We start from the raw sequence: 24402 nt of genomic DNA, 5'->3' as shown, positions 1-24402 counted from the left end.
AATTGAAAAAAGAGGAAGGAGGGGGAGGTGGGTGCTGGGCACCCACCCCGGGTTGTCTTACTCGGTGTAAGGCAACAGGGTCAGTTCAACACGACGGTTTTGCTCACGGCCACTGGCGGTGCCGTTGCTGGCAATGGGCTGGGTCTCGCCGAAACCGACGGTATCCATGCGCACTTGCTCAACGCCGAAGCCGCCCAGAATATTGGCCACGGACTGAGCGCGTTGCTGGGACAGCATCAGGTTGTACTTGTCACCGCCGGTGCTATCGGTGTGGCCGGCTACCTGGATCATGGTGGACTTGTATTCCTTCAGGACTTCAGAGACGGCGTCCAGTACCGGGCGGAAAGAAGACTTCACCGTGGTGCTGTCGGTGTCGAAAGTCAGGTTGCCCGGCATGTTCAGGATAATGTTGTCGCCATCACGGGTAACGGACACGCCGGCGCCTTCCAGTTTCTCGCGCAGCTTGGCTTCCTGGACATCCATGTAGTAGCCCACGCCACCACCGGCAACAGCGCCAATACCGGCGCCTTTCAGTGCCCGCTCTTTACGCTCTTTGGCACTGTCTGACGTGGCAATACCGATCAGGGCACCGGTGACGGCGCCAATGCCGGCACCCATACCAGCCTTGGAGGTCTGCTTTTCACCGGTGTAAGGGTTGATGGTGCTGCAGCCTGCCTGCAGGGACATAGCGCCTGCGAGCGCCAGACAACCAACGAAACGTTTCATGAGAACTCCTTGTAAGTCTTATAAGGTATTGGTTTTTAAATAGTTTGGATGTGATATGAACCATAGCCCTGAGAGCATGGCTGGTAAAGCGGCGTCTTCACGAGTTTACGAATTTGTACGAAAAAAACCGAGTGCCCGTTTGTAGATGGTTGTTATCTATTCAATACGGCCTGTATCAGCGGCACAAATCAGGCGGGTGTCAGAAATAGTCCATCTACTGTCCCGCTGCGCCAGTGAAACCCCTTGCCGTCAGGGCTACCATGACATCAGCCTGTTACACGATCTTGGCAGGCTTTCCCAAATCAAGGAGTACGTTGCATGCGACGCTGGAACGGCTGGGGCGACAGCGCCAATCATTACCCGCTGAAGGCCTCCGGCCTGACTTTTCTGCAATCGCGTCTTGGCACGGCCACACCCTTGCCGGATGCGGAAATGGCAACGGTGTTGCAGGCAGTGCCCGCGTCGCGCATGCCTGACCACCCGCTGATCCGCACCGATGCAGAAACACGCATTCGTCATGCTCGCGGGCAAAGCCTGCCGGACTGGCTGGCCATGCGCTCCGGTGATTTCGGTCGTTTCCCGGACGGAGTCGCCATGCCGACCAAAAGCGCAGAGGTGAAGCGCCTGCTGGTCTGGGCCCAGGACAATGATGTGCTGGTGATTCCCTATGGCGGTGGCACCTCTGTGGCCGGGCATATCAATCCACCAGCCAGCGACAAACCGGTGCTGACACTGTCACTGGCTGGCATGAACAAACTGCTCCACCTGGACAAGGAAAGCCAGATTGCCACCTTCGGCGCCGGTACCCCGGGACCGGAAGTGGAAAGCCAGCTGCGCGCGCAGGGCTACATGCTTGGGCATTTCCCGCAATCCTGGGAACTGTCTACGGTAGGTGGCTGGGTGGCCAGCCGCTCCAGCGGCCAGCAGTCCATGCGTTATGGTCGCATCGAACAGATGTTCGCCGGTGGTCGTATCGAAACGCCCAGGGGCACCCTGGATATCCCCACCATTCCGGCGTCTTCCGCCGGGCCGGATCTGCGGGAAATCATCATGGGCTCGGAAGGGCGCATGGGAGTGATCAGCGAGGTCAAGGTGCGCGTTACCCCCTTGCCGGAAACGGAAACGTTCCAGGTAGCCTTCGCGCCGGACTGGGAAACGGCCAGGACGCTGGTGCGCAGCCTGACCCAGGCCAAGCTGCCGCTTTCCATGCTGCGGCTATCCAATGCGGAAGAAACCCGCACCCATCTGATGCTCGCCGGCCATGAAAAGCTGGTGTCGGTATTGCATCGATACCTGTCACTTCGTGGCTGCCGGAACGAAAAATGCATGATCACTTTCGGGGTGACCGGTGAAAAGTCACTGGTGCGCCATACCCTGGCCACGGTAAAAAAACGCATTCGTGCCGCCGGTGGCACGGTGGTGGGTGAGCTGCTGGGCAAGAAATGGGAAGAGTCCCGTTTTCGTTCCCCCTACCTCCGTCATGGGCTATGGGAGCATGGGTATGTGGTGGACACCTTTGAAACCGCGGTGGACTGGAATCAGGTCACCCCGGCCATGAATGCAATGGAGCAGGCGGTGCGCGACAACGTGGGAGAGGGCGAAAAAGTGCATGTCTTTACCCATCTGTCACACCTTTATCCGCAGGGTTCCAGTATCTATACCACCTATGTGTTTCGCTGCTCGGACAGCTACCACAATACCTTGCAGCGCTGGCGCGCCATGAAAGAGGCGGCCAGTGATGCCATCGTGGCGCATGGGGGCACCATCAGCCATCAGCACGGGGTAGGGCGCGATCATGCGCCCTGGCTCCGCCACGAGAAAGGCGAGCAGGGCATCGCGGCACTGACGTCATTAGTGAAGCACTTTGATCCGCAGCAGCGACTGAACCCGGGCTGTTTGCTCGACGACACCCAGCCGCGAATTGAAAAGGAATCTTGATGTTAGGCAAACGCCACTCCCTGGACTCCCTCGCTGACGAAAACTGGGATCTTATTGTCATCGGTGGCGGTATCACCGGCGCCGGCGTGTTGCTGGAAGCGGCCCGTCGGGGGCACCGGGTGCTGCTGCTGGAGCAGACCGATTTCGCCTGGGGCACCTCCAGTCGCTCCTCCAAAATGGTGCATGGCGGGCTGCGTTATATCGCCCAGGGGGACATTCGCCTGACCCGCCACTCCCTGCTTGAACGCGAACGCTTGATTGAAGAATTGCCGGGGCTGGTGGAGCGGGCCACTTATCTGTTTCCGCTACGAAAAGGGGTCTTCCCCGGACGGTTGCCGATGAAGGCGATTCTCTGGTTGTACGATTTTCTTGCCGGCATCCGTGATCATCGTTACCTGAACCGTGAGCAACTGCTGGAGCGTGTGCCGGGGCTCAACAGCCAGTCCCTGACCGGCGCCATGAGCTATACCGATGCCCTTACCGATGACTGCCGCCTAGTGGTTCGGGTGATATTGGAGGCGGCTCGCCACGGTGGACTGGCACAGAATTACTGCCGGGTAGAACAGACCGAGCCCAGTGCTGAAGGTTACGCTGTCACAGTGACGGATCGAACCACCGAGCAGACGGCCACGCTTCGTGCGCGACGGGTGATCAGTGCCACCGGCGCCTGGGCAGACCGTTTTTCCGGCAGTGACCCCCGCGTGCGCCCCCTGCGCGGCAGCCACCTGTTTGTGAACCCCGAACGTCTGCCGGTGAAGGATTGCCTCACCGTCATGCATCCTGACGATGGTCGCCCGGTGTTTGTGTTCCCCTGGGAGGGGGTGACCTGCGTGGGCACCACGGATCTGGATCATCCCCAGGATATGGATATCGAGGCAGCGGCCAGTGGCCAGGAAGTGGATTACCTGCTCCGTTTGATCAACAGCCAGTTTCCGAAGGCGGCTCTCAATCGGGACGATATCTATTCCACCATTGCCGGCGTCCGTCCGGTCATTGCCTCCGGCAAGGGCATGGATCCTTCCAAGGAGCGCCGTGATCATGCGGTATGGGGTGAAAACGGTATCGTTACCGTCAGTGGTGGCAAGCTCACCACGTTTCGGCTGATTGCCCTGGATGCCTTGCTGGCCAGCGGTCTGATCGACAGTGCCGCCCACAAGCGCGGCCAGAAAACCACCGAGCCCGGCTTTATTCCCATCAGTGATGCCCCGCAGGCTGTGGATGCTTTTCTGCATGCAGATCAGGGAGACCCGGCCTTTATTCAGTGGATTCTCGAGAACGAAGATGTGGTGCACCTGGATGACCTGATGCTGCGCCGTACCCGGCTCGGGCTGCTGCTGCCTGAAGCCGGCAAGGTGCTACTGGATACCCTGCAACAACAGATTCAGGCCACCCTCGGCTGGGATGATGCCTGCTGGGAAGAGGAGAGAAGACGCTATCTGGACATTCATCAGCGCTACTACGGTGTGCCAGCCTCACCGGTAGAGCAGGCCGCCGGATGAGTGCACCGCTGCTGCTTGCCCTTGATCAAGGCACACAAAGTGCCCGGGCCATGCTGTTCGATGGCAACGGCGAACTGATTGCCAAGTACCAACAACATATCGAGCCCTATCTGCCAGACCGCCCGGGCGAAGCCGAGCAGGACGTTAACTATTTCTGGGAACAATTGGGTCAGGCCTGTCAGGGCTTATGGCTGGAGCATGGCGAGCTGCGATCCCGGGTGGTCGCGGTGTCTTTGACTACCCAGCGAGCCTCGGTGGTCTGCCTGGACAAGGCCATGCGCCCCCTGCGCCCGGCAGTAATCTGGCTGGATCAACGGCGTACCCCGGATTTTCCTCGCCTGCCCTGGTGGTATGCAGCGCCAGTGAACTTGCTCGGCCAGGGAGAAACCCTGCGCCAGTTTCAAGCCAAGGCGGAGTGCAACTGGCTGGCGGAGGATGAGCCCGAGATCTGGCAACGAACCGCCCATTTCCTGCTGCTGTCTGGCTATCTCAACTATCGTCTGACCGGTGAAGTGCGTGACTGTACCGCCTCGCAGGTTGGCTACATCCCTTTCGATTACAAGGGGCAGTGCTGGGCGCCGGACCATGACCTGAAATGGAAAGCCCTGCGGGTAACCCGCGAGCAGCTTCCCGAGCTGGTCGCTCCCGGCGAGGCACTGGGCAAGGTCACCGCCGCCGCCAGTCGCCATACCGGCATCCCTGCCGGCTTGCCGGTGATTGCCAGTGGCGCGGACAAGGCCTGCGAGGTACTGGGTTCGGGCGCCTTTACACCGGAAATCGGCAATCTCAGCTACGGCACCACGGCCACCTTCAATACCTGTAATGAGCGTTATGTGGAGCCGATTCCGTTTGTGCCCGCCTACAGCGCGGCCGTACCAGGACGCTACAACTCGGAAGTCATCGTTCAGCGTGGTTACTGGATGGTGAACTGGTTCAAGCGGGAGTTCGCCCAACAGGAAGTGCAGCAAGCGCAGGAGCTGGGTGTCAGTGCGGAAACCCTGTTCGAGTCTTTCCTGCATGACTCGCCGCCCGGCGCCATGGGGCTGGTGCTGCAGCCCTTCTGGAATCCCGGCGTGCGCATCCCGGGACCGGAGGCCAAAGGCGCCATCATCGGCTTTGGCGATGTCCATACCCGGGCTCACCTTTACCGGGCGATTATCGAAGGCATTGCCTATGCCCTTCGCGAGGGCAAGGAGCGCCTGGAGAAACGCAATCGGGTGTCGGTGCAGTCCTTGCGGGTGTCCGGTGGTGGCTCACAAAGCGACGCAATCATGCAGATCACCGCGAACCTGTTTAACCTGCCTGCGGAACGCCCGCATACCTCGGAAACCTCCGGGCTGGGTGCCGCCATCAATGCGGCCGTTGCCATGGGGTTGCATGCGGATTACGCCAGCGCAGTAGCGGCAATGACACGCCCCGGCAAACGGTTTGAGCCAGATCCTGAAGTGGCCCGTCAGTACGATGCGCTTTACCGTCAGGTCTACCGGAAAATGTACCCGCGGCTGTCCCCCCTGTATCGCTCCATCCGAAAGATCACCGGTTATCCGTCGAGATAACACCGCATCGCTTTTATCACTGAGGGCATGGTGCTCACGGACACCTGTAGCAAATCAGCGTTTGCAACACGGGGCACCAGCAGCCCCGGGTGTGGCTAACCCCTGTCTTTTTGCCTAGTCTGTGCTGGATTCAATGAGGCTTCGCATGACTGACCGCTTTTTTATTTCGCTCTTATTATTCCTCTTGGCGCAAACCGTTTCCGCTGACAGCCGTACTCTGGCGACACTCAGAGCGGACCTTGCTAGTGGCTCTTTGCAACCTGTACTGGCCCGGCAGGCGTTAGTGCCGGTTCCTGACCGGGTTGTTGCCCGCTGGGTACAGGATGTGGACATCAAGCAATTCGCCATTACCGGATTCAACGAAAACCGTGAGCGTTTCGCGGCCCGAGTCAGACTGCTTTTTGCTGACGGTGATGTGGGCTTTCTCCGCCTGGAGGGAGAGCCTGGTGCCCGTTATCGTCTCACCGAGTGGTACGACTACAGCAGCGGCCTGCAATTGAGCGAGCTGGTGTCCTACGGTGAACGATTTGAAGCCGGGAAGGGGAAGGCATTTCTGACCCTGCTGCAGGATAACCCCGGCGCGCCGGCACTTGGCGATCTGGGCGCAGGGGAGCCGGCATTACTGGCATTATGGCTGGCACAGTGTAGCGGCCAGCCCTGTGAAGAGCAGGCCCTGGCCGCTCAGACCGCAACGGGCAAGCCGGCCCTTTGGCAACTGAAGCGCGCACTGATGGTCTTGGACCGGAATGCTTACCGGGAAATCAGCGGGCAATTGCACGCGGCCCTCGGCGATGACCCTTACTTCTGGTGGCTGGAAGGGCAGCTCGCCCTGAATCATCAGCGTTGCGACTGGGCTCACAGCGCATTGCGCCAGGCCTGGCGGCGACACCCGGACAATCGGCTGCTTGCTGATGTCGCCCTGCAGTGCCACCTGGCGACGTCGCAGCCAGGAACCGCCTTTCTGGGTGCGCTGTCAGAGTCACTGGGTGCTGACGCCCTGGCTGTCGCCATCCGCCGTTATTTTCAGCAGCAGGATGCGTCTGTTCCCGCTGCCTACCAACCCTGGGCACAACCGGGAGAGGAATGACCATGCGTGTTTCCGATCTGGCCCGCAAGGCGGGTACCACCACCGAGACGGTGCGGCACTACACCGACATTGCGTTGCTGAAGCCGGAGAGAGATCCCAACAACGGCTACCGCCGTTACGGAAATACGGATTTACGGCTGTTGAACTTTGCTCTGAAGGCCCGCTCCCTGGGCTTCACGCTCGCTGACATCCAGGCATTGGCGGACGCTTCCCGGGAGGGTGAAACACCCTGCGGTCAGGTTCGCACGCTGATCGAAACGCGCCTGGAGCAGGTAGAGAGACAAATTGCCGAGCTGCAATCTCTGAGTCTGCGCATGCGCAGCGCCATGGAGCAATGGCAGGGCAGTCCGGATTGTCGGCTGGATGATGGCCGGGTCTGCGGGTTAATCGATACTTTCGTCGATGCCCCGGACCCGGCCGGATAGATCAGCTTTTCTGGCTGACTTTCTCGGTGCCTTTGCCCTTGTCTGCGGCAGCTTTTTCTGCGGCAGCTTCGGCCCGCGCCTCGGTGCGGGCCTCTTCCTTGGCCGCATCTTCCTTGATCAGGCCCAGCACGTGCCAGCCTGCCTTGGGCGCGGGCTGACTTTCTTCACTGAACACATAGATACGATCGCGGGTATCGATGGCGAAAAGCGGCCATACCCGGCGGTGCGGGGTTTGCTGGTAGGCGGTGAAATCGAACTCTTCAGTGAGCCGGGTCTTGCGGATTTCCGCGCCCTGACTTAGCAGGCTGGCCAGGCGAGCATAGGTCATCTCGGCACCGAACAGGGTGGCACCACGGTGTTCCGGGGCCACTTCATGCTTCACTTCCTTGTCGCTTCTCTGCGTTGGCAGGCTGAAAATATTCGGTTCTCCGAATTCCAGGCGATAGCGCATGGTGGCCATAGTGTTCAGCTCACGCCGCGGGCTCAGCCCGAGCAATTTACCGTAGCCCACCAGATCCATGTATTGGTCAGCATGCTGGGAAACCGGGTTGCCATAAAATGTACTCAGGCCTTCCATTCGGGCCAGTCGAATGGATTCCCAGCTCGAGTCCGTGACCATCACCGGGAACTGGTTTTTCTGCAGGGCAGAACCAATCGCTCGGGCTACCGGGTTGGCCCCTACAATCAGGAACCCCCGCGGTGCCGGCTCGGCGACCTTCAATAAACGAGCCAGGGGTCTGGCGGTGAGACTCTGCAGTGCCACGGTGCCGATGATGACCATGAAGGTGAGAGGAACCAGCATTTCGGCTCCCTCCACACCATTTTGCAGCAACCGTTCGGCAAACAGGGCGGAAATGGCCGCTGCCACGATGCCCCGGGGGGCAATCCAGGCGAGCAGGGATTTTTCCCGCCAATTAAGGTTGGAGCCCAGTGTGGCGACCAGCACGGACGCCGGGCGGGCGACCAGTTGGATAATCGCCAGCACTACCAGTGCCATCCAGCCGAGTTGCTCGAGTTCCTGCATTTCCAGACGTGCCGCCAGAACGATAAAAAGCCCGGAGATCAGAATGACTGAGAGGTTCTCCTTGAAGTGGAGAATATCATTGGTGCGAACCCCCTTGAGGTTCGCCAGCACGATGCCGGTAACGGTAACGGCCACCAGGCCGGATTCCTCGCTGAGCGCATTCGCCAGCACGAATTCGCCGATTACCAGCGACAGCACCAGGAAGCTGCGCAGATATTCTGGTACCAGATGGCGGCGCAGCAGCGCTGCCAGGCCCATGGCGACCACTGCACCGATGGCGGCGCCGACGGTGATCGTCTGGAAAAACAGCCACAGGGTATGCAGTAACGCACCTTCCTGCCCGCTGGCCACCACCAGCTCATAGGCCAGTACCGCAAAAATGGCACCCAGCGGATCGATAACGATGCCTTCCCAGCGCAGCAAGCGGGCCACGCTGCTGACCGGGCGTACGCTGCGCAGAAGCGGAACAATGACGGTAGGGCCGGTGACGACCACCAGAGCACCAAACAACAGGGCAAGGTCAAACGACAGTTTGAGTAGCCACCAGGCAGACACGGCCACGATTGACCAGGTTACCAGCGCCCCCCAGGTCACCAGGCGGCGAACGGTTTTCTCCAGGCCGCGAATCTCATCGAAGCGCAGGGTCATGGCCCCTTCAAAGAGAATGATCGATACCGCCAGTGATACGCCGGGGAGTAGCAGATCACCCAGCAATTCTTTGGGTTGCAGTACCCCGGTCAGTGGCCCCAGTGCCAGGCCAGTCAGTAGCAGCGGCAGAATGGCGGGTAGCTTGATACGCCAGGACACCCACTGACACAGGAAGGCCACAACGGTGATGATGGCCAATTGGTACGCAATCTCTAAATTCATGCAGTTTCCGTTTGGTAATGACGGGTGGCTGGGCAGAAAGTGTCAGCAGAGCAAGCAGGGTCAGCCCCGGAAGGTTGAATCACGGGCACAGACGAGGACCAATTCTGGTCCGTTGATAGTGTTGTCATCGCGGTTACCCATTGCGTTTCTGGAATCCCCATGGGCAGGGGCGCTTTCATTAACCCGCCAAAGCGGCTAATGGTCACAGGACAACACGATGGCCGCAACCCGTTTTTCATAACAAGGACTGAATACGGTTCATAAATTCACTGAAGCTCAGCGTCACATGCGTTACCATCCCGATCTCACTGCCTCACTGGACATTCCATGCAAGCCCAAATTTCCCCTCGTCGATTGGCGATTCTACTCGGCACCCTGGTCGCACTGGGGCCTCTCGCCATTGATACCTATCTACCGGCTCTGTTGGCGATGTCCGAGCACTTTGCCGTGCCGATCCACGATGTGGAAATTTCGGTGAGTGTCTATGTACTCGGCGTGGCACTGGGCCAGTGGTTGGGCGGCCCGTTGTCGGATCACTTTGGTCGCAAGCCGGTCGCTTATATAGGGTTGCTGCTTTTCATTGCCGGCAGCTTGATCATTCCTTTCAGTAATGACATCCAGATGCTTTACCTGCTACGTTTCCTCCAGGCCGTAGGGGGAGGTGCATCTGTAGTGATTGCCGCCGCCTCGGTACGGGACCATTTCACCGGCCAGCAGGCCGCCGGGGTTCTCACCAGTATTGGCCTGGTCATGCTGATTGCGCCGCTGGTGGCGCCGGCGGTGGGTGTGGCACTGCTCAATCTTGCCGGCTGGCAGAGCATTTTCTTCATGCTGGCCGGATACGGGATGATGTTGATGCTGCTGGTTCGCTTCCCGCTGCCCACGGTTCCCCGGCGGCAAGACAATGAGACGTTGTGGCACCGGTTGTTCAACGCTTATGGGAGAGTGCTGCGCAATCGCCCGGCGATGGGCTTTATTCTTGCCAATGCGCTGGCATTTTCCGCCCTGTTTGTCTTCATTACCGATGCTGCCTTCCTCTACATGGATCATTTCGGCATCAGCCCCGACCAGTTCCCGCTGTATTTCGGTGCCAATGTGGTGACCATGCTCGGGCTCAATCGCCTGAATGTTGTGTTACTGCGCCGTTATGCCAGCGCAGACATCATGCGTGCAGGGCTAATCTTGCAAGCCCTGGCCGGGGTGGCATTGCTGGTGCTGACGCTGACAGACAACCTGGTTCTGTGGGCAGTGGTGCCACTGATTATGGTCACTGCAGGTATGGTGGCGCTGGTGATCCCCAACGGTATTGCCAGTTTCCTCAGCCTGTTTGATCGCGACAGCGGTGCGGCTACCGGCCTGAACGGTACGCTGCAATTTCTGCTGGCCGGGCTGATCGGCACGGTATTGGGCGCCTGGCATGACGGCACGCCGGTGCCGATGACACTGTTGATGGCCGGCAGCAGCATTACCGCACTAGCGGCCTTCCTGTGGTTGAGGAAAGGGGCGGAACGTTAGAAACGGTCTCGCGGTAACCGTATCAACCGTAGGGTGGATTAGCCTAAGGCGTAATCCACCTTCCTGCGATTCGACGTCTGCTGCAGTGAATTTTGTGGATTACGCCTTGGGCTAATCCACCCTACGAAGTCGCCGTGTTATCTGCGTCAGACTTTCCCGCTAAGGGAAGCTGGCTGCAAGGGTGGCGCCAGCCGCGCTGCCAGCACCAGCAACGCAGTGACGCCCCAGGGCAGCAGTAACCACAGGCTCAACGGCAACTCGCCGTCGAACAGTTTCTGCCCCAGTGGAAACAGTGCGGCAAAGTGAATCAGATTGGCCAGCAGGGCGGCGCCACCAATCAGGAACAGGGCCTGCAGAGCGGCGGTGCGCCGCAGCAGGCTCTGGCGGGCGCCAATCACAACCAGCAGCCGGTTATCCTTGCGCATCTGGTCAGCGGTTGCCAGCAGGGCAGCAGCCAGCACCAGTAGCGCCGCCAGCATCAGCATCAGTCCCACAAAGAAAGCGGCGCGACTGGCCTGGGCAACGATGTCCTCCAAGGTGGCAAGGATGGCGTTCACGTCCAGCAGGCTGATCTGGGGAAACTGTTGCACCAGGCTCGCCAGCTCTGTGCTTTTCTCGGGGGGCAGATAAAAACTGGTGATCCAGGTGCGACTCTGGGCTTCCAGCGTGCCCGGGGAAAACATGAAGTAGAAGTTAGGCGCAAAACTTTCCCAGTCCACGTCCCGCAGGCCGACAATTTCAGCTTCAATAGGCGTGGAGGCCCCGGTAAAGATCAACTGGTCACCCAGCTTCAACCCCAGTGACTCCGCCAACTCACTTTCCACGGTGACCTCGCCGGCCCCCTCGATCCAGCGGCCTTCCAGCAGCTCGTTGCTGTCAGGCAAGGTATCCGCCTCGGTGAGAGACAGATCCCGGTTCAATGCCCGGTCGCCCCGGTCCTGCTCCTTGGTCACGGCATCCCGTACAGGCTCGCCGTTAATAGCGGTGAGCCGGGCGCGAACCACAGGATAAAGAGGCTGGCTGTCGCTGTTGTGCTGTGCCAGCCAGTCATTGAAAGGCGCCAGGTCCTGGTCAAACAGGTTGATGACAAAATAGTTGGGTGCATTGTCGGGCAGGGTAGAGCGCCAGTCGCTCAGTAACTGTCTGCCGGTCTGGATCGACATGGACAATACCGCCAGTGACACCACCAGCGCTGCCAGCAGGGGCAGCGTGGTTGTCTTGCGACGGCTCAGGCGGCGCAGGGCCAGACGGGCAGCCAGCGGCATCCTGCCGCTGACCCGGTCCAATAGCGACACCAGGGGCCACAGCACCAGCGGTAGCCCCACCGCGATGGCAAAAGTCAGCAGCAGCAGGGGCCACAGACTGGTCAGTGAACCACTCATCACGGCGGCCAGCGGGATCGGGGTGAGAAGGGCAATTAGCAGGGTCCAGCGCTGACGGCCCGGCTGGCTTTCACGCTGTTGCAGCAAGGCGGTGGCTGGCAGGCCCAGATGCGCCCACAGGGTGGGGGCAGCAAACCCAAGCCACAGCAGCACCGGGCCAATCAGGCCCAATACCGGTGCAGCAACGGGAAAGGTCATGCCTCCCCCCATTAGTGTGATCAGATACAGGCCCAGCGCACTGGCCAGGGCAATACCGCTGAGCGTGGGGATCAACAGGGCAAGGGCGTCGCCGCCCAGCAAGCGGCGGACAATGGCTGCCTGGCTGGCGCCCACGGTTTTCATCACGGCACAGAGCGTTTGCTGGTGACGGGCACGGTGGCTTGAGGTCAGGTAGATGGCCGCCGCGCACAGCAACACCACCAGCATCACCGCCAGTTGCGACCAGAGGAAAAGTTGCTCCACCGGCCCACGACTGCGCAACTCGGTATTGGCCACGGTTTCCAGTTCCTGATCCGGCCGCAGCCCCGGGGTCAGGCGACTCTCCAGCTGCTGGCGAGTGGCATCATCGGCAGCCACCAGAATGTTATGGCGGTAGCGACTGCCCTCACCGAGTATTGCTGCCTGTTGCAGATCATCAATATGGATCAGGGCCCGCGGGTTCATGCTGTAGAAGCCGGCTTGTTGATCCGGCTCCTGAACGATGACCTTATCGATCAGCAGGCTGCGTTCGCCCAGGGTAATGAACTCGCCGGTCTGTAAGCCCAGCCGATCCAGCCCGGTGCCGGCAATCCAGACATGACCGGGCTGTGGGCCATGATCCACCGGGTACGGATCCGCAAAGCGGCTGTCACTGATCTGGATCTCACCATAGAGCGGGAAGCCGGCAGATACCGCCCTGATGCTGGCGAGCAGGAAGCTGTCGTCATTTACCAGCACACTGGAAAATTTCACGCTTTCCGTGTGACGGGTTTCTGCCAGTTGCTGTCGTTGTGCCGGTTCCGGGAAGCGAGTGCCTTCCAGAATCAGGTCTGCACCCAGGGCAACGGCGGTCCGCTGGTTGAATCGTTGGTCCACGGTGTCGCGCAGAATCAGCATGGCGGTCATGGCAAAGGCTGCCACCAGCACCGCCAGTGCCTGAACGCGAAATGCGGGGGAACGCCAAGCCTTAAACACCAAGACGGCCCTCCACCAGGGACATGGCTCGGCTGCAACGCCGGGCCAGAGCCTGGTCATGGGTGACCAGTACCAGGGCGGTGCCCTGTTCCTTGTTCAGGGAAAACAGCAGGTCTGCCACATGCTCACCATTGGCATAATCCAGACTGCCGGTGGGCTCATCGGCAAACAGCAGGGAAGGGGACACCGCGAAGGCCCGCGCCAGCGCAACGCGTTGCTGTTCCCCGCCAGATAGTTGGGCCGGGAAGTGATGATGGCGTTTGCCCAGCCCCACCTGGTCGAGCCAGTGGCGGGCGGTGTCGCGGGCCTTGGCGCGGCCCAGGATTTCCAGCGGCAGCATGACGTTTTCCTGGGCGGTGAGATCGGCCACCAACTGGAAATGCTGAAATACAAAGCCGCATTGCTCACCGCGCAGGCGGGCCCGTTGATCTTCGCTGCCACTACTGAACGGCTTGTCTCCCAGCAGCACCTCACCGCTGGTGGGCACATCCAGGCCGGCGAGCAGAGACAATAGGGTGGATTTGCCGGAGCCGGATGGCCCGGTAATGGCCAGACTGTCACCGGCATTCACTGCCAGCGTGATATCCTGCAATAGATCCAGCCCGCCCTCTGGTCCCTGTACACGTTTGCCAAGATTTCGGGCGCTTAATACGGGAGATGTTGTGTTCATGATTCGGCTTCTTTTAGTGGCAATTCTGGCCATGGCGGCGCTGTCCGTGCAGGCTAGGGGCTTACTGGTTCTGGGCGATAGTATCAGTGCTGCCTATGGGATTGAAAAATCCGCAGGGTGGGTCGCCCTGCTGGAGAAGGAACTGGAACAGCGCTGCCGTGATTTCCCCGTGATCAATGCGTCGGTCAGTGGTGAAACCACCGCCGGCGGCAATGCCCGGCTGGCAGCATTGCTGGACAAACATGCGCCGCAAATCGTGATCATCGAGCTGGGCGGCAATGATGGCCTGCGCGGACTGTCCCCCCTAGCCATGGGCAACAACCTGGCACAGATGATCGAAAAAAGCCGTGCCGCAGACGCCACACCGGTATTGCTCGGCATGCGTATTCCCCCCAATTACGGGCAACAGTATACCCGTCTGTTCGAACAACAGTTCCGTCAGGTATCTGACGACAAAAAAGTGCCGTTGTTCCCGTTTTTCCTGGAGGGCGTGGTGGAGCAGGGCTGGATGCAGAAAGATGGCATTCATCCCACCGGGGAAGCCCAGCCCTTGTTGAAGGCCCATGCCGCTTCTGTGCTTGAGCCTTTATTGCCGGCTCAGTGCGATGACGCCGCAGGAGGTGACGATGTTTGAATTGACGCCGCCCTGGCAGGACGTACTCAATTACTGGTTTGAGGATGGTCTGAGCCAGGACTGGCCGCAGGCATCGGTGACGCGCAAATGGTTTCGCGCTAGTGCGGGTGATGATGCAGAGATTGAGCATCGCTTCGGCGTTTATGTGGAGGCGGCGATACAGCAGGAACTGGTGGACTGGGAGCGGCAGCCGCAGTCACGGCTGGCATTGATTCTGTTGCTGGACCAGTTCACCCGCCATATCTACCGTGGCCAGTCCCAGGCCTTTGCCGGCGATCACCGGGCGGCAACCCTGGCGGTGGAGGGTGTTTCCAGGCAGACGCACAGCAAGTTGCCCCTGTGCGGCCAGGTGTTTTTCCTGATGCCACTGATGCATGCCGAAGATGAAGACCTGCAGGATCTCTGCCTGAACAGCATGACCGCCTTGCTGGAGCGCGCCCCGGATTCCTGTCGCAAGTCGGTACAAAGCAGTGTCGATGCAGCCAGGCAACATCGGGAGTTGATTCGCCGCTTCGGGCGTTTCCCACATCGCAATGCAGCTCTGGGTAGGGAAAGTACCGCCGAAGAACTCGCCTATCTGGAAAAGACAGGTAGCTTCGGGCAGTGACTGTAGGAGCCATGCTTGCATGGCGAACCATTGGCGCTTTTCAGATCAATCAGCGTCATCATGAGGGATGGCTCCCACGACAAGGTCAACTGCTGGGCTTCTTGCGGATATAGAGCGTCTTGTTGATTTTGGCCACTGTCTCGCCGTCATCGTTGATGATGGTCACCGGCCAACAAGGCAGGTATTTGTTGCCGTCGGCAGTGTGCTGATGGATTGCTTCCAGCATGGTATCGGTCAGCAGGAAACGGGCATGAACCCGCCCGGTGCCCGGCTTGATGAAATCAATCTCGGCAGCCTTGTCCCAGACGATATAATCCCGCCCCAGCACGTTCATGACCATGAGCATGTAGAACGGATCGACCATGGAATAGAGGCTGCCGCCAAAATGGGTGCCCACGTAATTGCGGTTGTACCAGTGCAATCCCATGGACACCTTGAGCTCGCGAAAGTCCTCCGCCAGATAATCTACCCGCACACCCGCACCCAGGTAGGGACCGTAAAGATTCAGAAACCAGCGCAGCCCTCTCGGGGTGCGGGCAAACCGGGTTAGCAGATTACTCACTGCCCGGCTCCAATACTGCCAGGGCCTGAAGCAGGCGATTGCGCACGGCGGCACAGACCGGCTGATCGTGATCCTTCAAAAGCCGAGCCATTTCATCCAGAGCAGAAAATTGTTGCTGTTTCATGGCCGACGGCAGCTTTTCCAGTTGCCACTGAAGGCGGCGCTGGCGCTCGGCTTCAGGGCTGGGTACGCCAGCCAGCGCCTCGAAGGCAACCGCCAGTGTCAGTGATTCCTCGCCGCACTCATTCACTTCAGAAAGGCTTTCCGCGGTCTGCTGCAGAGCTTGCCAGTGCTCCCATTCAGACAGGCGGTCGAGCCTTTCCCGGGCGCGCCGACGCAGCTGCTGAGCCTGGCGATTCAGAGACTGGGGCAGGGCGGAGCTGTTGAATTGTTCAAGCGCGTTCAGCGCTTCTTTCAAAGCATGGGCTCCCTCCCTTGAGAAAGGCGCATCCAGGCAGCTTTCCAGTTGCGTGACCGCATCTCGCGCTTCCTGTGAGCGAACTTCCTGTTCCGCTTTGCGTTCGGCATGCTGACGGTTGCGCTCGGCAAACAGGGTGTCCATGGCCTTTTTGAATTTTTTCTGACCGGCGCGATGCTGCGCCGGCGGCAACCAGGGCGTGTCACGCCATTGCTTCTGCAATTGCTGCGCCTGCCGGGTCGCTTCGCCCACATCATCCAGTGTGGCCAGGTTTTTTGCCTGGGTGATCAGGGCCTGTCGAGAGGTTTCGGCGCCCTCGATATACTCTTTGAGCCTTTCGTCCAGGCCGGACAGTATCGCGGAGAAGCGTTTCTGCACCTCACGAGCGTGAGTAAAACGCACCGGTTGAATGGCTTTCCAGTCTTTGGGTGCCTGTTGGCGGATTTGCCAGATGCCTTGCCAGTCAGCCTGGCTCCAGTCCTGTGCGGCAACAAATTGCTCAAGCTGCTCGCAAAGCTGGCGGCGTTTTTCCAGATTGCTCTGGCGTAGCGCATCCTGCTCGGCAAAATGGGCCTGGCACGGCTCATAGGCGCGATCGGAGGCAGCCTTGAAGCGATCCCAGAGGGCCTGATCCTCGTCCTGGTCGGAGCTCATCAAGGCGCGCCATTCATCGTGAAGTGCCTGGATGGCGGAAGCCAGTTGCGGCGCATCCATGCTGCTGCCAGCCAGGGCTTCCATGGATTCGCACAGCGACACCTTTTTTGGCTCGGCAGCAAAGCGATGCCAGTCCTGCAGTTCGGCGCGGCGGGCTTCGAGTTTTTTCAGCTGGCTGGCCAGGGCCGCATCGCCCTGTTCGTCGATGATGGCCTGGGCCTTGTGCCAGAGGCGATTGGCGTGGCGCAGATTGCCCTCTCGCAGCTCCCGCTTCAGTGCAACCAGTAGCCCCTGATGGGGGCTCGGTGCTTGGCGAGCCGGGGCCGTTGCGGGTTTTTCTTCGCGGGGCGGGGCGGTGAGGGCAGCCAGCAAAGGTGGCTTGGGGTATCCCGTGGGCCACTCTGCAGCCAGGCTCTGCAGGCGAGCGGGATCATCGCGGGCTTCAAGAATATCGGCCGCCAGATTCAACATGCGCTCGAAAGCACTGACCAGATCCTCGAAGGCCCGTTTGTCATTGTCCGGGGCCGGGGCCTGCTCATTGGCACTGTCCCAGCGACGTTTCTGGGTGGCAAGGGCAGAGCGCAACTCGCCCAGCTGGTCTTCCCAGGCTTGCGGTTCGCTCTGGCTCAATAGTTGATACAGGTTGTGAGCTGCCGCTTCCCGTTCTGCGCGGGCGGTATCTGCCAGTGCTTGACGGTGGTTTTCCTCTTGCAGGATTGCCAGTTGGTGGCGGCATTGCTGCAGTGCTTGTTGAACCCGCTCGGCCAGCTCTGGTGTCGCCCGGTTGCTGCTGTCCTGCCATTGCTGTTCCAGCTGTTCCAGACGCGGGCCATACAGGGCGTCAACGGAGCGGCGAGCGTGTTGTTCCAGCCGATCTGCCAGTTGCACGACCCGTGCGGACTCAGCTTCTTCCTGCTGTATTTTTTCCTGCAGGGCCTTGGCTTGTTCCCGGGCCAACCGGGTGACGCGTTTGTCACGGCCTTCGCGGCTAAGGCGCTTCAATAGGGAGAGGCTGCGGAGCTGCTGGGCGGCTTCGAGCCGCAGGGTCTCTGTCCTGCTTTCCAGGGCCAGCTCGAACAACAGGTGGTCATCATCAAGACGCTCGATGGCGGCCTGTTGGCACATTTCATCGGGGCTGTTACGGGCAATATAGCCAAGCGCCTCGCGATTGCCGGTGAGGCGTATCAACCTTAATCGGGTTTCGCTGTTGGGGGCGCCATCCACGGTGCCGGCCAGCAGTGCCATGATCCGCATGGAGGCGGCTTCGCGCACCGAGGGCTCTTCGTCGCGCTGATGGATTTCGTCCAGCAGGGAAAAGTCCGTAATTCTGCCGCTGGCGGCGGCTCGAACCAAGGAGTTGGAGTCGCCGCGCGCAAGACGAGCCAGGGTCGCCTCGTCGTCAACGGGGGACAGTTGTTCCACGGCCTTGAGCCGCATGTCGGGATTGCTGTGCTGCCAGCGAGGTTTCAGAAATCGGCCAAACATATAAATTCTCAAAAAGGCGCCAGACGCTTGACGCTGGATGCCTGACGCGGAAAAGGGCTGCGTCAGGCGCCCGGCGTGGTGCGTCCGGCGTTATTATTTTCCAGTAAGGCATCCTTTTCCGCCCAGAGGTCGCCAATCCATTGCTGGAATCGGGCGCGGAATTCCGGGTCCGATTCGTAGTCGCCTTCCGAGGCCCAGGCGGGGATCACGCGCTGTTGAACGATGACGTCAACCTCGTTCATGGCGCCGCCGAGATAAGCCAGTAGAGAGCGGGGTGCCTCCGGGGGGTAAATAATGGTCACATCAAGTAAATTTCGCAAATGCCCTGACATGGCATTAAGGGTGAAAGCGGCGCCACCGGCTTTTGGTTTAAGCAGGTGCTTGTAGGGGGATTGCTGCTTGGCGTGTTTTTCGGCCTCAAAGCGGGTGCCTTCGAAAAAGTTCATCACCGAAGTGGGGAAGTAGGCAAATTTCTCGCAAGCCTTGCGAGTGGTTTCCAGGTCCTTTCCTTTCAGGGACGGGTTCTTTTCAAGCTCGGCCTTGGTGAACCGCTTCATGAAAGGGAAATCCAGGGCCCACCAGGCCAGCCCGAGCAGCGGTACTTTTATCAGTTCCTGCTTGAGGAAAAACTTCAGGAAGGGAATTCTGCGGTTGGAGATGCGCTGCAGAACCAGAATATCCGCCCAGGATTGGTGGTTGCAGGTGACCAGATACCACTGATCACGATCCAGCGTGTCCATGCCGGTGATGTTCCACTTCACCTGGCTGGTCAGGCCGATAATGGCGTTATTGATGCCGATCCAGGTCTCGGCGATGAAGACCAGAATTTTTGACAATACCACCTGGGATTTTTCCCCGCGCAGCACCAGCCGAAGCAGGGCAAAAACGTAAAGCGGAAGGCAGAGAAGAAGGGTGTTAAGCAGGATGCCCACCAGGGCCAGTGCGCCACGAATCTTGTGCCAGATAGTCATAACCGTCGTCGTCAATAGCAGGGTAAACAGGCATGCTACCCAAAGCGCTTTGGCATGTCCCGTGTCCGTTTCGGTCATTTTTGCCGAAAATACAGGGCGTTGGGGGCCTGAGTGCAGCAGAAAGGCCATGCCGGGAAGGCATGGCCTTGGCAGGGATAATCAGTGGATGATCAGTTTGCCCAGCCGCTGTTACGGCGGCGGCCCGAGCGTGAACGCATGATCATGCCGGCAACCAGGCCGAGCAGCAGAATGCCGACCCCGGTAATCCACTGCTGGGAAGTGTTGTTGTTGCGCAGCATCACGTTCTCGCCTTTCACTTGATCCAGCTCGGAACGGAGCAGGCTCAGTTCCTCATTGAGGCGACGGTTGGCCTGGTCCAGGCGGATCGGGTCAGAGGCTACGTCCTGCAACTGTTCCAGCTCATCGCTGCGGGAGCTCAAGGCATTCTTCAGTTTCGAGGATTGCTCGGAAAGTGCCTCATGCTCGCCTTTGAGCTCGGCCAGCTGGGTGCGCAATTTGGCCGCTTCTGCCTTGGCCTGTTCGCTGGCCTGGTTGGCTCGCTCCAGCATGATTTCAGCGGTGGGGCTCTGGCTCAGATACTGCTTGCCAATGTAGCCCTCAATGTCCTTGTAGCGGATTTTGGCCCAGTCACCGTCGAAGCCGAGAAACTCGATGCGGGTGCCGCTCTTGATGCCCCGGTGGAGAATGCGGCCAGCGGGGTTGGCAGATGAGCGAATCGGTACATAGATGCTGTCATCTACCCAGGCAGTGGAGGCAACAGCCGTATGGCTGGCTACCATTATTGCCAGGAAACAAACCAGTCTTGCGAGCATGGGGGTCTTTACTCCTTGATGTCAGGCCGCGCAGTCTAGAGAAGTCATCAGGGTTGCGGCGCTACCATAATCACATTTCGCGCTGCGGGCCGTGGTGTCTTTGTAAAAAATGGCAAACCGTCCCGCTGAAGGTCAGGGCAGTACCTTCTTGAACGGTTTCACCGTAACGCCAGCGTAAACACCGGCAGCGATGTAGGGGTCCGCATCCGCCCATTGTTGAGCGGCTGCCAGGGAGGCGAATTCGGCGACGACCAATGAGCCGGTGAAGCCGGCCTCACCGGGATCGTTGCTGTCGATGGCCGGGTGCGGGCCGGCCAGTATCAGCCGCCCCTGTTCTTTCAGGGTTTCCAGGCGGGCCAGATGGTCCGCCCGAGCCTGTTTGCGCAAGGGAAGGGAGTTTGCCACGTCCTCACTGATAATCGCGTACAGCATGGTTTCGCTCTTTATTCAGGGTTAACGGTGGTGTGCAGCCATGATGTCTTCCAGCTTGAGCCCGGTCAGCTTGCCGATGCGGCGAAACAGAAAGACCATGGCAAGAATCAGCACAATCATGGAGGGCACGACAATAACCGGGTAGCTCAGGGCTGTCATCTTGCCCAGTTCGGCATTGAACGCCTCGCTGCCCGGCGGGCTGGTCAGAATCACCTTGGCCAGCACGTAGTTGAGTACCGAGGACAGGAAAAAGGAGGCCGCCACCATCCAGGAAGCCTGCTTCAGGGTCAGCTCGAAGGCGCCGAGGTTGTTATTGTCTTCCAGTTTGGCTGCGATTTTGTCGGTATCCAACACCTTGTCGTTGTAAAGAAAGGTCTTTACCAGCGGCCAGCGGGTGCGCAGGGATACCACCGTTGCGATGCCCAGCAAGGCCGGAATAGCCGCCTCTTTCATGGCGATATATTTGGCATCCAGCTCCATCAGACTGATGCCGCCGGTCAGCAGAATGCTGACAATGCCCAGGCCAGAGAAGAAATTGGCCTTGCCGTTCTGCAGGAAATCCCGCAGGCCGTAGAGCAGGGGGAAGGCAAGCGCCACCACAATGGCCCACTTGGTGCCCAGCCAGTCATCCCCGGAGAGTTTGGCCAGGATCAGGGCAGGGATAGCGATATTGATCAGCAGGTTGGCCAGCAGGCTTTCCTGCTTCGGTGGCGTGGCGCTGGCTGGCTTGCCGTTCTGTTCCGGGGTGTTGCTTTCGCTCATTCGGGATTCCGTTTGATCAGTTTATGGCAGCCGGAGGGCGTTAAAGATGCCGATGAAGGGCTCAAAAATGCTACCCTGCGCCTTGATTCCCGTCGTCAGCCTGTTATGACCCATTGAGGGAGTCACGGCAGACACAACGAGAACCTTGAGAGGATCTGGCTATCTCCTGTAACCATACAATTGACTTGCACAGTCACAGTACGGCGTCCGACGGTATTCTAAGCCCTGCAGCGCTGGTGTCGAGGGCTGCGGACTATGGAGTGACCTGTCTGGCCTTGACTGACCACGATACCCTGGCCGGGTTGCCGGAGGCCCATGAGGCTGCCCGGAAGCACGACATCAGCCTGGTGAACGGTATCGAACTGTCCGTGCGCCACGAAAACCGCGAATACCATGTGTTGGGGCTGTGGTTGGATACCGATTGTGGTCAGTTGCAGGAAAGGGTTGCCGCCCAACAAGAGGCGCGAGTCAACCGTGCCAGGGAGATTGGCCGCCGTCTTGATCGTGCCGCCACTCTGGCCAACAGCTATGAGCGCACCTGCGAACTGGCAGGCACCGACGCGCCAGGGCGCCCTTTGTTTGCCCGGTTTCTTCAAGAAGCGGGCCGGGTGCGCAACCACCGGCACGCCTTCAACCGTTATCTGAAGCAGGGCCAATCTGCTTTTGTGGCGACGCCATGGTGCACCCTGGAAGAGGCTATCGCTGATATTCATGCTGCCGGCGGCAGCGCGGTACTGGCTCATCCGCAGGCCTACAACATGACGCGCAAGAAGCTGCGCCAGTTTCTTGCCAGTTTCAAGGAAGCCGGCGGCGATGGTCTCGAAGTGGCCATGCCCGGGCTCTCCCCGCAACAGACGGCGTTGCTGGATGAATGCTGGCGGCACTTTGATCTGCATGTGTCCGCCGGCTCCGACTTTCACTCGCCGGAGCAGAAATGGCTGGCACTGGGGCGGCTGCCGCCGGTGCCGAATGGCGCGAGGCCGGTGTGGGAAGGGCGACAGATCTCAATTAATAGTTAATAGTGAATAATTAATAGCTTTAAAAACAATACACTATTAGCTTTTTTTGATGTTAGTTATTAACTATTCATTATTCATTATTAACTGCTTCTTATGACCGAAATTCTCTACATCCATCCCGAAACGCCTCAGCCGCGGCTTATCCGCCAGGCGGTAGACGTTATTCGTAACGGCGGGCTGATTGCCTACCCGACGGATACCACCTACGCGCTGGGCTGCGGTATCGGCGAAAAAAATGCCCTGGATCGTCTGATCCGCCTGCGCCAGCTGGACAAGAAACACCAGTTCACCCTGCTGTGCCACGATCTGTCTGCGCTGGCGATTTATGCCAAGGTGGAAAATCCGGACTATCGTCTACTCAAGTCCCACACTCCGGGCCCTTATACCTTCATCCTCAAGGGCACTACGGAAGTGCCGCGGCGGTTGATGGACCCGAAAAAGCGCAATATCGGTATCCGCGTGCCGGATCACCCCATCTGCCAGGCGCTGCTTGCCGAGCATGGCGAGCCGATCATGACATCTACCTGCCACCTGCCCAACGACGAGTTCCCGCTCACTGATCCCCAGGATGTCCGCGACTTCCTGCAGGGGCAGGTGGATCTGGTCATTGATGGCGGTTTCTGTGGCGTCATGGAGACGACTGTGATTTCCATGGCCGACGGTGATGGCCCGGAAGTGATCCGGGAAGGGGCCGGGCCGGTGGACAGTATTTACTGAATGTCGCCCTGGCTGGCTATGTTTTACCCAGAGTGCCGCAAAGGGCCTGCTTGCCACTGTCCCTGATACCCCGGTTCACCGTATAATCGCGGGCTTTCCCCCGCGTGATGCCCGTCGCATCGTGCGGCAGATCGGGTTTAGTGCGCTCCTGCCTGTGAGCAATACACAGCGGCGTGCGGGTATAACCCAAACAAGATTCTAAGGAGTAGGCTTTGAGTTCCGTGGTTCCTTCCCAGCGAGTTGTTTCCGGCATGCGTGCTACCGGCCGCCTGCATCTGGGTCATTACCATGGCGTGCTGAAAAACTGGGCGCGTCTGCAGCACGAGTATGAATGCTTTTTCTTTGTGGCAGACTGGCACGGACTCACCACCGAATACGAAAATCCACACAATATTGAACAGCATGTTTGGGATCTGGTTATTGACTGGCTGGCTGCCGGGGTGAACCCCGGCTCAGCCACTCTGTTTATCCAGAGCCAGGTGCCGGAGCACGCCGAACTGCATCTGCTGTTGTCCATGATGACACCGCTGTCCTGGCTGGAACGGGTGCCCACCTATAAGGACCAGCAGGAAAAGCTGCGCGAGAAGGATCTGAGCACCTACGGTTTCCTGGGTTATCCGCTGCTGCAATCTGCCGACATCCTGGCTTACCGGGCCGGGCAAGTCCCTGTGGGCGCCGATCAGGTGGCGCATGTGGAACTTACCCGGGAAGTGGCGCGCCGCTTCAATCACCTCTATGGCCGGGAGCCGGGTTTCGAGGAAGCGGTGGATGCAGCCATCAAGAAGATGGGCAAGAAGCAGGCAAAGGTCTACCTGAATCATCGCCGCCAGTACCAGGAAAAGGGCGATGAAGCCTCCCTGGAGACTGCGCGCGCCTTGGTGGAAAGTCAGCAGAACATCACCCTGGGAGACAAGGAACGGTTGATGGGCGACCTGGAGGGCGGTGGCAAGGTAATCCTGCCCGAGCCCCAGGCGCTGCTCACTCCCGCCTCCAAGATGCCTGGGCTGGACGGGCAGAAAATGTCCAAGTCCTACGGCAACTTCATCACCATGCGTGAGGAAGAGGCAGATATCGACAGCAAGATTCGCCGTATGCCCACCGACCCGGCCCGGGTTCGCCGTACCGACCCGGGTAACCCGGATAACTGCCCGGTATGGCAGTTTCACATGGTCTATTCCGATGACAACACCCGCCAGTGGGTGAAAGAGGGCTGCACCAGCGCCGGTATCGGTTGTCTGGATTGCAAGAAGCCCATCATCGAGGCAGTCCAGGAAGAGCTGGAGCCGATCCGCAAACGTGCCGAGGAGCATCTTCGCAACCCGGATCTGGTCCGCACCTTGGTCGCTGAAGGCTGCGAGGAAGCCCGCGAGGCTGCCCGCGCCACCCTGGAAGAAGTCCGCGCCGCCATGGGCCTCAATTACCGCTGAGGCGCCGTGGCGCACT

The 24402-nt window shown here is 59.5% G+C and carries 21 protein-coding genes; 11 read left to right on the top strand and 10 right to left on the bottom strand.

Annotated elements, in window-relative coordinates; all coding sequences use genetic code 11:
- Window positions 1-57: 57 nt before the first annotated feature.
- The gene (locus tag ACMG4N_RS11480; protein ID WP_035244359.1) at window positions 58-726 is read right to left on the bottom strand and encodes an OmpA family protein; all 669 of its coding nucleotides are present in this window, start codon (window positions 724-726) and stop codon (window positions 58-60) included.
- A gap of 318 nt (window positions 727-1044) precedes the next feature.
- On the opposite strand from ACMG4N_RS11480, the gene ACMG4N_RS11475 reads away from it, so the two are divergent.
- From ACMG4N_RS11475 to ACMG4N_RS11455, 5 genes are all read left to right on the top strand, one after another.
- Window positions 1045-2664 carry an FAD-binding oxidoreductase gene (locus tag ACMG4N_RS11475; protein ID WP_414431722.1) on the top strand — a complete coding sequence of 540 codons (1620 nt, stop codon included), beginning with the start codon at window positions 1045-1047 and terminating at the stop codon, window positions 2662-2664.
- Entirely contained in the window at window positions 2664-4163 is a 1500-nt protein-coding gene (locus ACMG4N_RS11470; protein WP_414431721.1) for an FAD-dependent oxidoreductase, read from the top strand. Before ACMG4N_RS11475 ends, ACMG4N_RS11470 begins: the two co-directional genes overlap by 1 nt.
- Window positions 4160-5719, top strand: a complete 1560-nt coding sequence (locus ACMG4N_RS11465; protein ID WP_414431719.1) for an FGGY-family carbohydrate kinase — start codon at window positions 4160-4162, stop codon at window positions 5717-5719. Before ACMG4N_RS11470 ends, ACMG4N_RS11465 begins: the two co-directional genes overlap by 4 nt.
- 253 nt (window positions 5720-5972) lie before the next feature.
- Window positions 5973-6806 (top strand): hypothetical protein, encoded by an 834-nt coding sequence (locus ACMG4N_RS11460; RefSeq protein ID WP_414431717.1) that lies wholly within the window; start codon window positions 5973-5975, stop codon window positions 6804-6806.
- Between the two features lie 2 nt (window positions 6807-6808).
- A complete protein-coding gene (locus ACMG4N_RS11455) occupies window positions 6809-7231 on the top strand; it encodes a MerR family transcriptional regulator (RefSeq protein WP_297763928.1) in 423 nt (140 codons plus the stop codon).
- A 1-nt stretch (window position 7232) separates the two neighbouring features.
- Here the strand turns inward: ACMG4N_RS11455 and ACMG4N_RS11450 are convergent, their stop codons facing one another.
- Window positions 7233-9125, bottom strand: a complete 1893-nt coding sequence (locus ACMG4N_RS11450; protein WP_297763925.1) for a cation:proton antiporter — start codon at window positions 9123-9125, stop codon at window positions 7233-7235.
- Window positions 9126-9452: 327 nt separating this feature from the next.
- On the opposite strand from ACMG4N_RS11450, the gene ACMG4N_RS11445 reads away from it, so the two are divergent.
- On the top strand, window positions 9453-10640 hold the full coding sequence (locus ACMG4N_RS11445; protein WP_414431716.1) for a multidrug effflux MFS transporter: 1188 nt from the start codon (window positions 9453-9455) through the stop codon (window positions 10638-10640).
- A gap of 146 nt (window positions 10641-10786) precedes the next feature.
- Here ACMG4N_RS11445 and ACMG4N_RS11440 read toward each other — a convergent pair whose 3' ends face one another.
- Window positions 10787-13195: an ABC transporter permease gene (locus ACMG4N_RS11440; protein ID WP_414431714.1), complete on the bottom strand. Its 2409-nt coding sequence runs from the start codon at window positions 13193-13195 to the stop codon at window positions 10787-10789.
- Window positions 13188-13865 carry an ABC transporter ATP-binding protein gene (locus ACMG4N_RS11435; protein WP_414431713.1) on the bottom strand — a complete coding sequence of 226 codons (678 nt, stop codon included), beginning with the start codon at window positions 13863-13865 and terminating at the stop codon, window positions 13188-13190. The genes ACMG4N_RS11440 and ACMG4N_RS11435 overlap by 8 nt, the downstream gene beginning before the upstream one ends.
- Between ACMG4N_RS11435 and ACMG4N_RS11430 the strand changes: the two genes are divergently transcribed.
- Window positions 13864-14499 carry an arylesterase gene (locus ACMG4N_RS11430; RefSeq protein WP_414431712.1) on the top strand — a complete coding sequence of 212 codons (636 nt, stop codon included), beginning with the start codon at window positions 13864-13866 and terminating at the stop codon, window positions 14497-14499. The genes ACMG4N_RS11435 and ACMG4N_RS11430 overlap by 2 nt on opposite strands.
- A complete protein-coding gene (locus tag ACMG4N_RS11425) occupies window positions 14492-15106 on the top strand; it encodes a DUF924 family protein (protein ID WP_414431711.1) in 615 nt (204 codons plus the stop codon). The genes ACMG4N_RS11430 and ACMG4N_RS11425 overlap by 8 nt, the downstream gene beginning before the upstream one ends.
- Before the next feature lie 85 nt (window positions 15107-15191).
- Here ACMG4N_RS11425 and ACMG4N_RS11420 read toward each other — a convergent pair whose 3' ends face one another.
- The 6 genes from ACMG4N_RS11420 to ACMG4N_RS11395 form a co-directional block, all read right to left on the bottom strand.
- On the bottom strand, window positions 15192-15668 hold the full coding sequence (locus tag ACMG4N_RS11420) for a DUF4442 domain-containing protein (protein WP_414431710.1): 477 nt from the start codon (window positions 15666-15668) through the stop codon (window positions 15192-15194).
- On the bottom strand, window positions 15661-18225 hold the full coding sequence (locus tag ACMG4N_RS11415) for a DUF349 domain-containing protein (protein ID WP_414431708.1): 2565 nt from the start codon (window positions 18223-18225) through the stop codon (window positions 15661-15663). The genes ACMG4N_RS11420 and ACMG4N_RS11415 overlap by 8 nt, the downstream gene beginning before the upstream one ends.
- 62 nt (window positions 18226-18287) lie before the next feature.
- Window positions 18288-19196 carry an acyltransferase gene (locus tag ACMG4N_RS11410; protein WP_297763902.1) on the bottom strand — a complete coding sequence of 303 codons (909 nt, stop codon included), beginning with the start codon at window positions 19194-19196 and terminating at the stop codon, window positions 18288-18290.
- A gap of 170 nt (window positions 19197-19366) precedes the next feature.
- Window positions 19367-20029, bottom strand: a complete 663-nt coding sequence (locus tag ACMG4N_RS11405) for a TIGR04211 family SH3 domain-containing protein (protein ID WP_414431707.1) — start codon at window positions 20027-20029, stop codon at window positions 19367-19369.
- A gap of 132 nt (window positions 20030-20161) precedes the next feature.
- Window positions 20162-20461, bottom strand: a complete 300-nt coding sequence (locus ACMG4N_RS11400; protein ID WP_414431705.1) for a YciI family protein — start codon at window positions 20459-20461, stop codon at window positions 20162-20164.
- 21 nt (window positions 20462-20482) lie between these two features.
- Window positions 20483-21223, bottom strand: coding sequence for a VC0807 family protein (locus ACMG4N_RS11395; RefSeq protein WP_297763892.1), 741 nt, complete (start codon window positions 21221-21223; stop codon window positions 20483-20485).
- Window positions 21224-21408: 185 nt separating this feature from the next.
- On the opposite strand from ACMG4N_RS11395, the gene ACMG4N_RS11390 reads away from it, so the two are divergent.
- The 3 genes from ACMG4N_RS11390 (at window position 21409) to ACMG4N_RS11380 (ending at window position 24386) form a co-directional block, all read left to right on the top strand.
- On the top strand, window positions 21409-22242 hold the full coding sequence (locus ACMG4N_RS11390; protein ID WP_414431703.1) for a PHP domain-containing protein: 834 nt from the start codon (window positions 21409-21411) through the stop codon (window positions 22240-22242).
- 93 nt (window positions 22243-22335) lie between these two features.
- The gene (locus ACMG4N_RS11385) at window positions 22336-22959 is read left to right on the top strand and encodes an L-threonylcarbamoyladenylate synthase (protein ID WP_414431701.1); all 624 of its coding nucleotides are present in this window, start codon (window positions 22336-22338) and stop codon (window positions 22957-22959) included.
- A gap of 212 nt (window positions 22960-23171) precedes the next feature.
- Window positions 23172-24386 (top strand): tryptophan--tRNA ligase, encoded by a 1215-nt coding sequence (locus ACMG4N_RS11380; RefSeq protein WP_297763886.1) that lies wholly within the window; start codon window positions 23172-23174, stop codon window positions 24384-24386.
- The last annotated feature ends 16 nt before the right edge of the window (window positions 24387-24402 follow it).

This window comes from Alcanivorax sp. IL2 (assembly GCF_047495475.1).
Classification (GTDB): Bacteria; Pseudomonadota; Gammaproteobacteria; order Pseudomonadales; family Alcanivoracaceae; genus Alcanivorax.
The sequence above is the reverse complement of the archived record's forward strand: the minus strand, read 5'-3'. Positions and strand labels throughout refer to the sequence as shown.

Bases quoted from the DNA above. Each gene is read 5' to 3' on its own strand.
- ACMG4N_RS11480 (WP_035244359.1), bottom strand. From the start codon at position 726: ATGAAACGTTTCGTTGGTTGTCTGGCGCTCGCAGGCGCTATGTCCCTG.
- ACMG4N_RS11475 (WP_414431722.1), top strand. From the start codon at position 1,045: ATGCGACGCTGGAACGGCTGGGGCGACAGCGCCAATCATTACCCGCTG.
- ACMG4N_RS11470 (WP_414431721.1), top strand. From the start codon at position 2,664: ATGTTAGGCAAACGCCACTCCCTGGACTCCCTCGCTGACGAAAACTGG.
- ACMG4N_RS11465 (WP_414431719.1), top strand. From the start codon at position 4,160: ATGAGTGCACCGCTGCTGCTTGCCCTTGATCAAGGCACACAAAGTGCC.
- ACMG4N_RS11455 (WP_297763928.1), top strand. From the start codon at position 6,809: ATGCGTGTTTCCGATCTGGCCCGCAAGGCGGGTACCACCACCGAGACG.
- ACMG4N_RS11450 (WP_297763925.1), bottom strand. From the start codon at position 9,125: ATGAATTTAGAGATTGCGTACCAATTGGCCATCATCACCGTTGTGGCC.
- ACMG4N_RS11445 (WP_414431716.1), top strand. From the start codon at position 9,453: ATGCAAGCCCAAATTTCCCCTCGTCGATTGGCGATTCTACTCGGCACC.
- ACMG4N_RS11430 (WP_414431712.1), top strand. From the start codon at position 13,864: ATGATTCGGCTTCTTTTAGTGGCAATTCTGGCCATGGCGGCGCTGTCC.
- ACMG4N_RS11435 (WP_414431713.1), bottom strand. From the start codon at position 13,865: ATGAACACAACATCTCCCGTATTAAGCGCCCGAAATCTTGGCAAACGT.
- ACMG4N_RS11425 (WP_414431711.1), top strand. From the start codon at position 14,492: ATGTTTGAATTGACGCCGCCCTGGCAGGACGTACTCAATTACTGGTTT.
- ACMG4N_RS11415 (WP_414431708.1), bottom strand. From the start codon at position 18,225: ATGTTTGGCCGATTTCTGAAACCTCGCTGGCAGCACAGCAATCCCGAC.
- ACMG4N_RS11410 (WP_297763902.1), bottom strand. From the start codon at position 19,196: ATGACTATCTGGCACAAGATTCGTGGCGCACTGGCCCTGGTGGGCATC.
- ACMG4N_RS11405 (WP_414431707.1), bottom strand. From the start codon at position 20,029: ATGCTCGCAAGACTGGTTTGTTTCCTGGCAATAATGGTAGCCAGCCAT.
- ACMG4N_RS11400 (WP_414431705.1), bottom strand. From the start codon at position 20,461: ATGCTGTACGCGATTATCAGTGAGGACGTGGCAAACTCCCTTCCCTTG.
- ACMG4N_RS11395 (WP_297763892.1), bottom strand. From the start codon at position 21,223: ATGAGCGAAAGCAACACCCCGGAACAGAACGGCAAGCCAGCCAGCGCC.
- ACMG4N_RS11385 (WP_414431701.1), top strand. From the start codon at position 22,336: ATGACCGAAATTCTCTACATCCATCCCGAAACGCCTCAGCCGCGGCTT.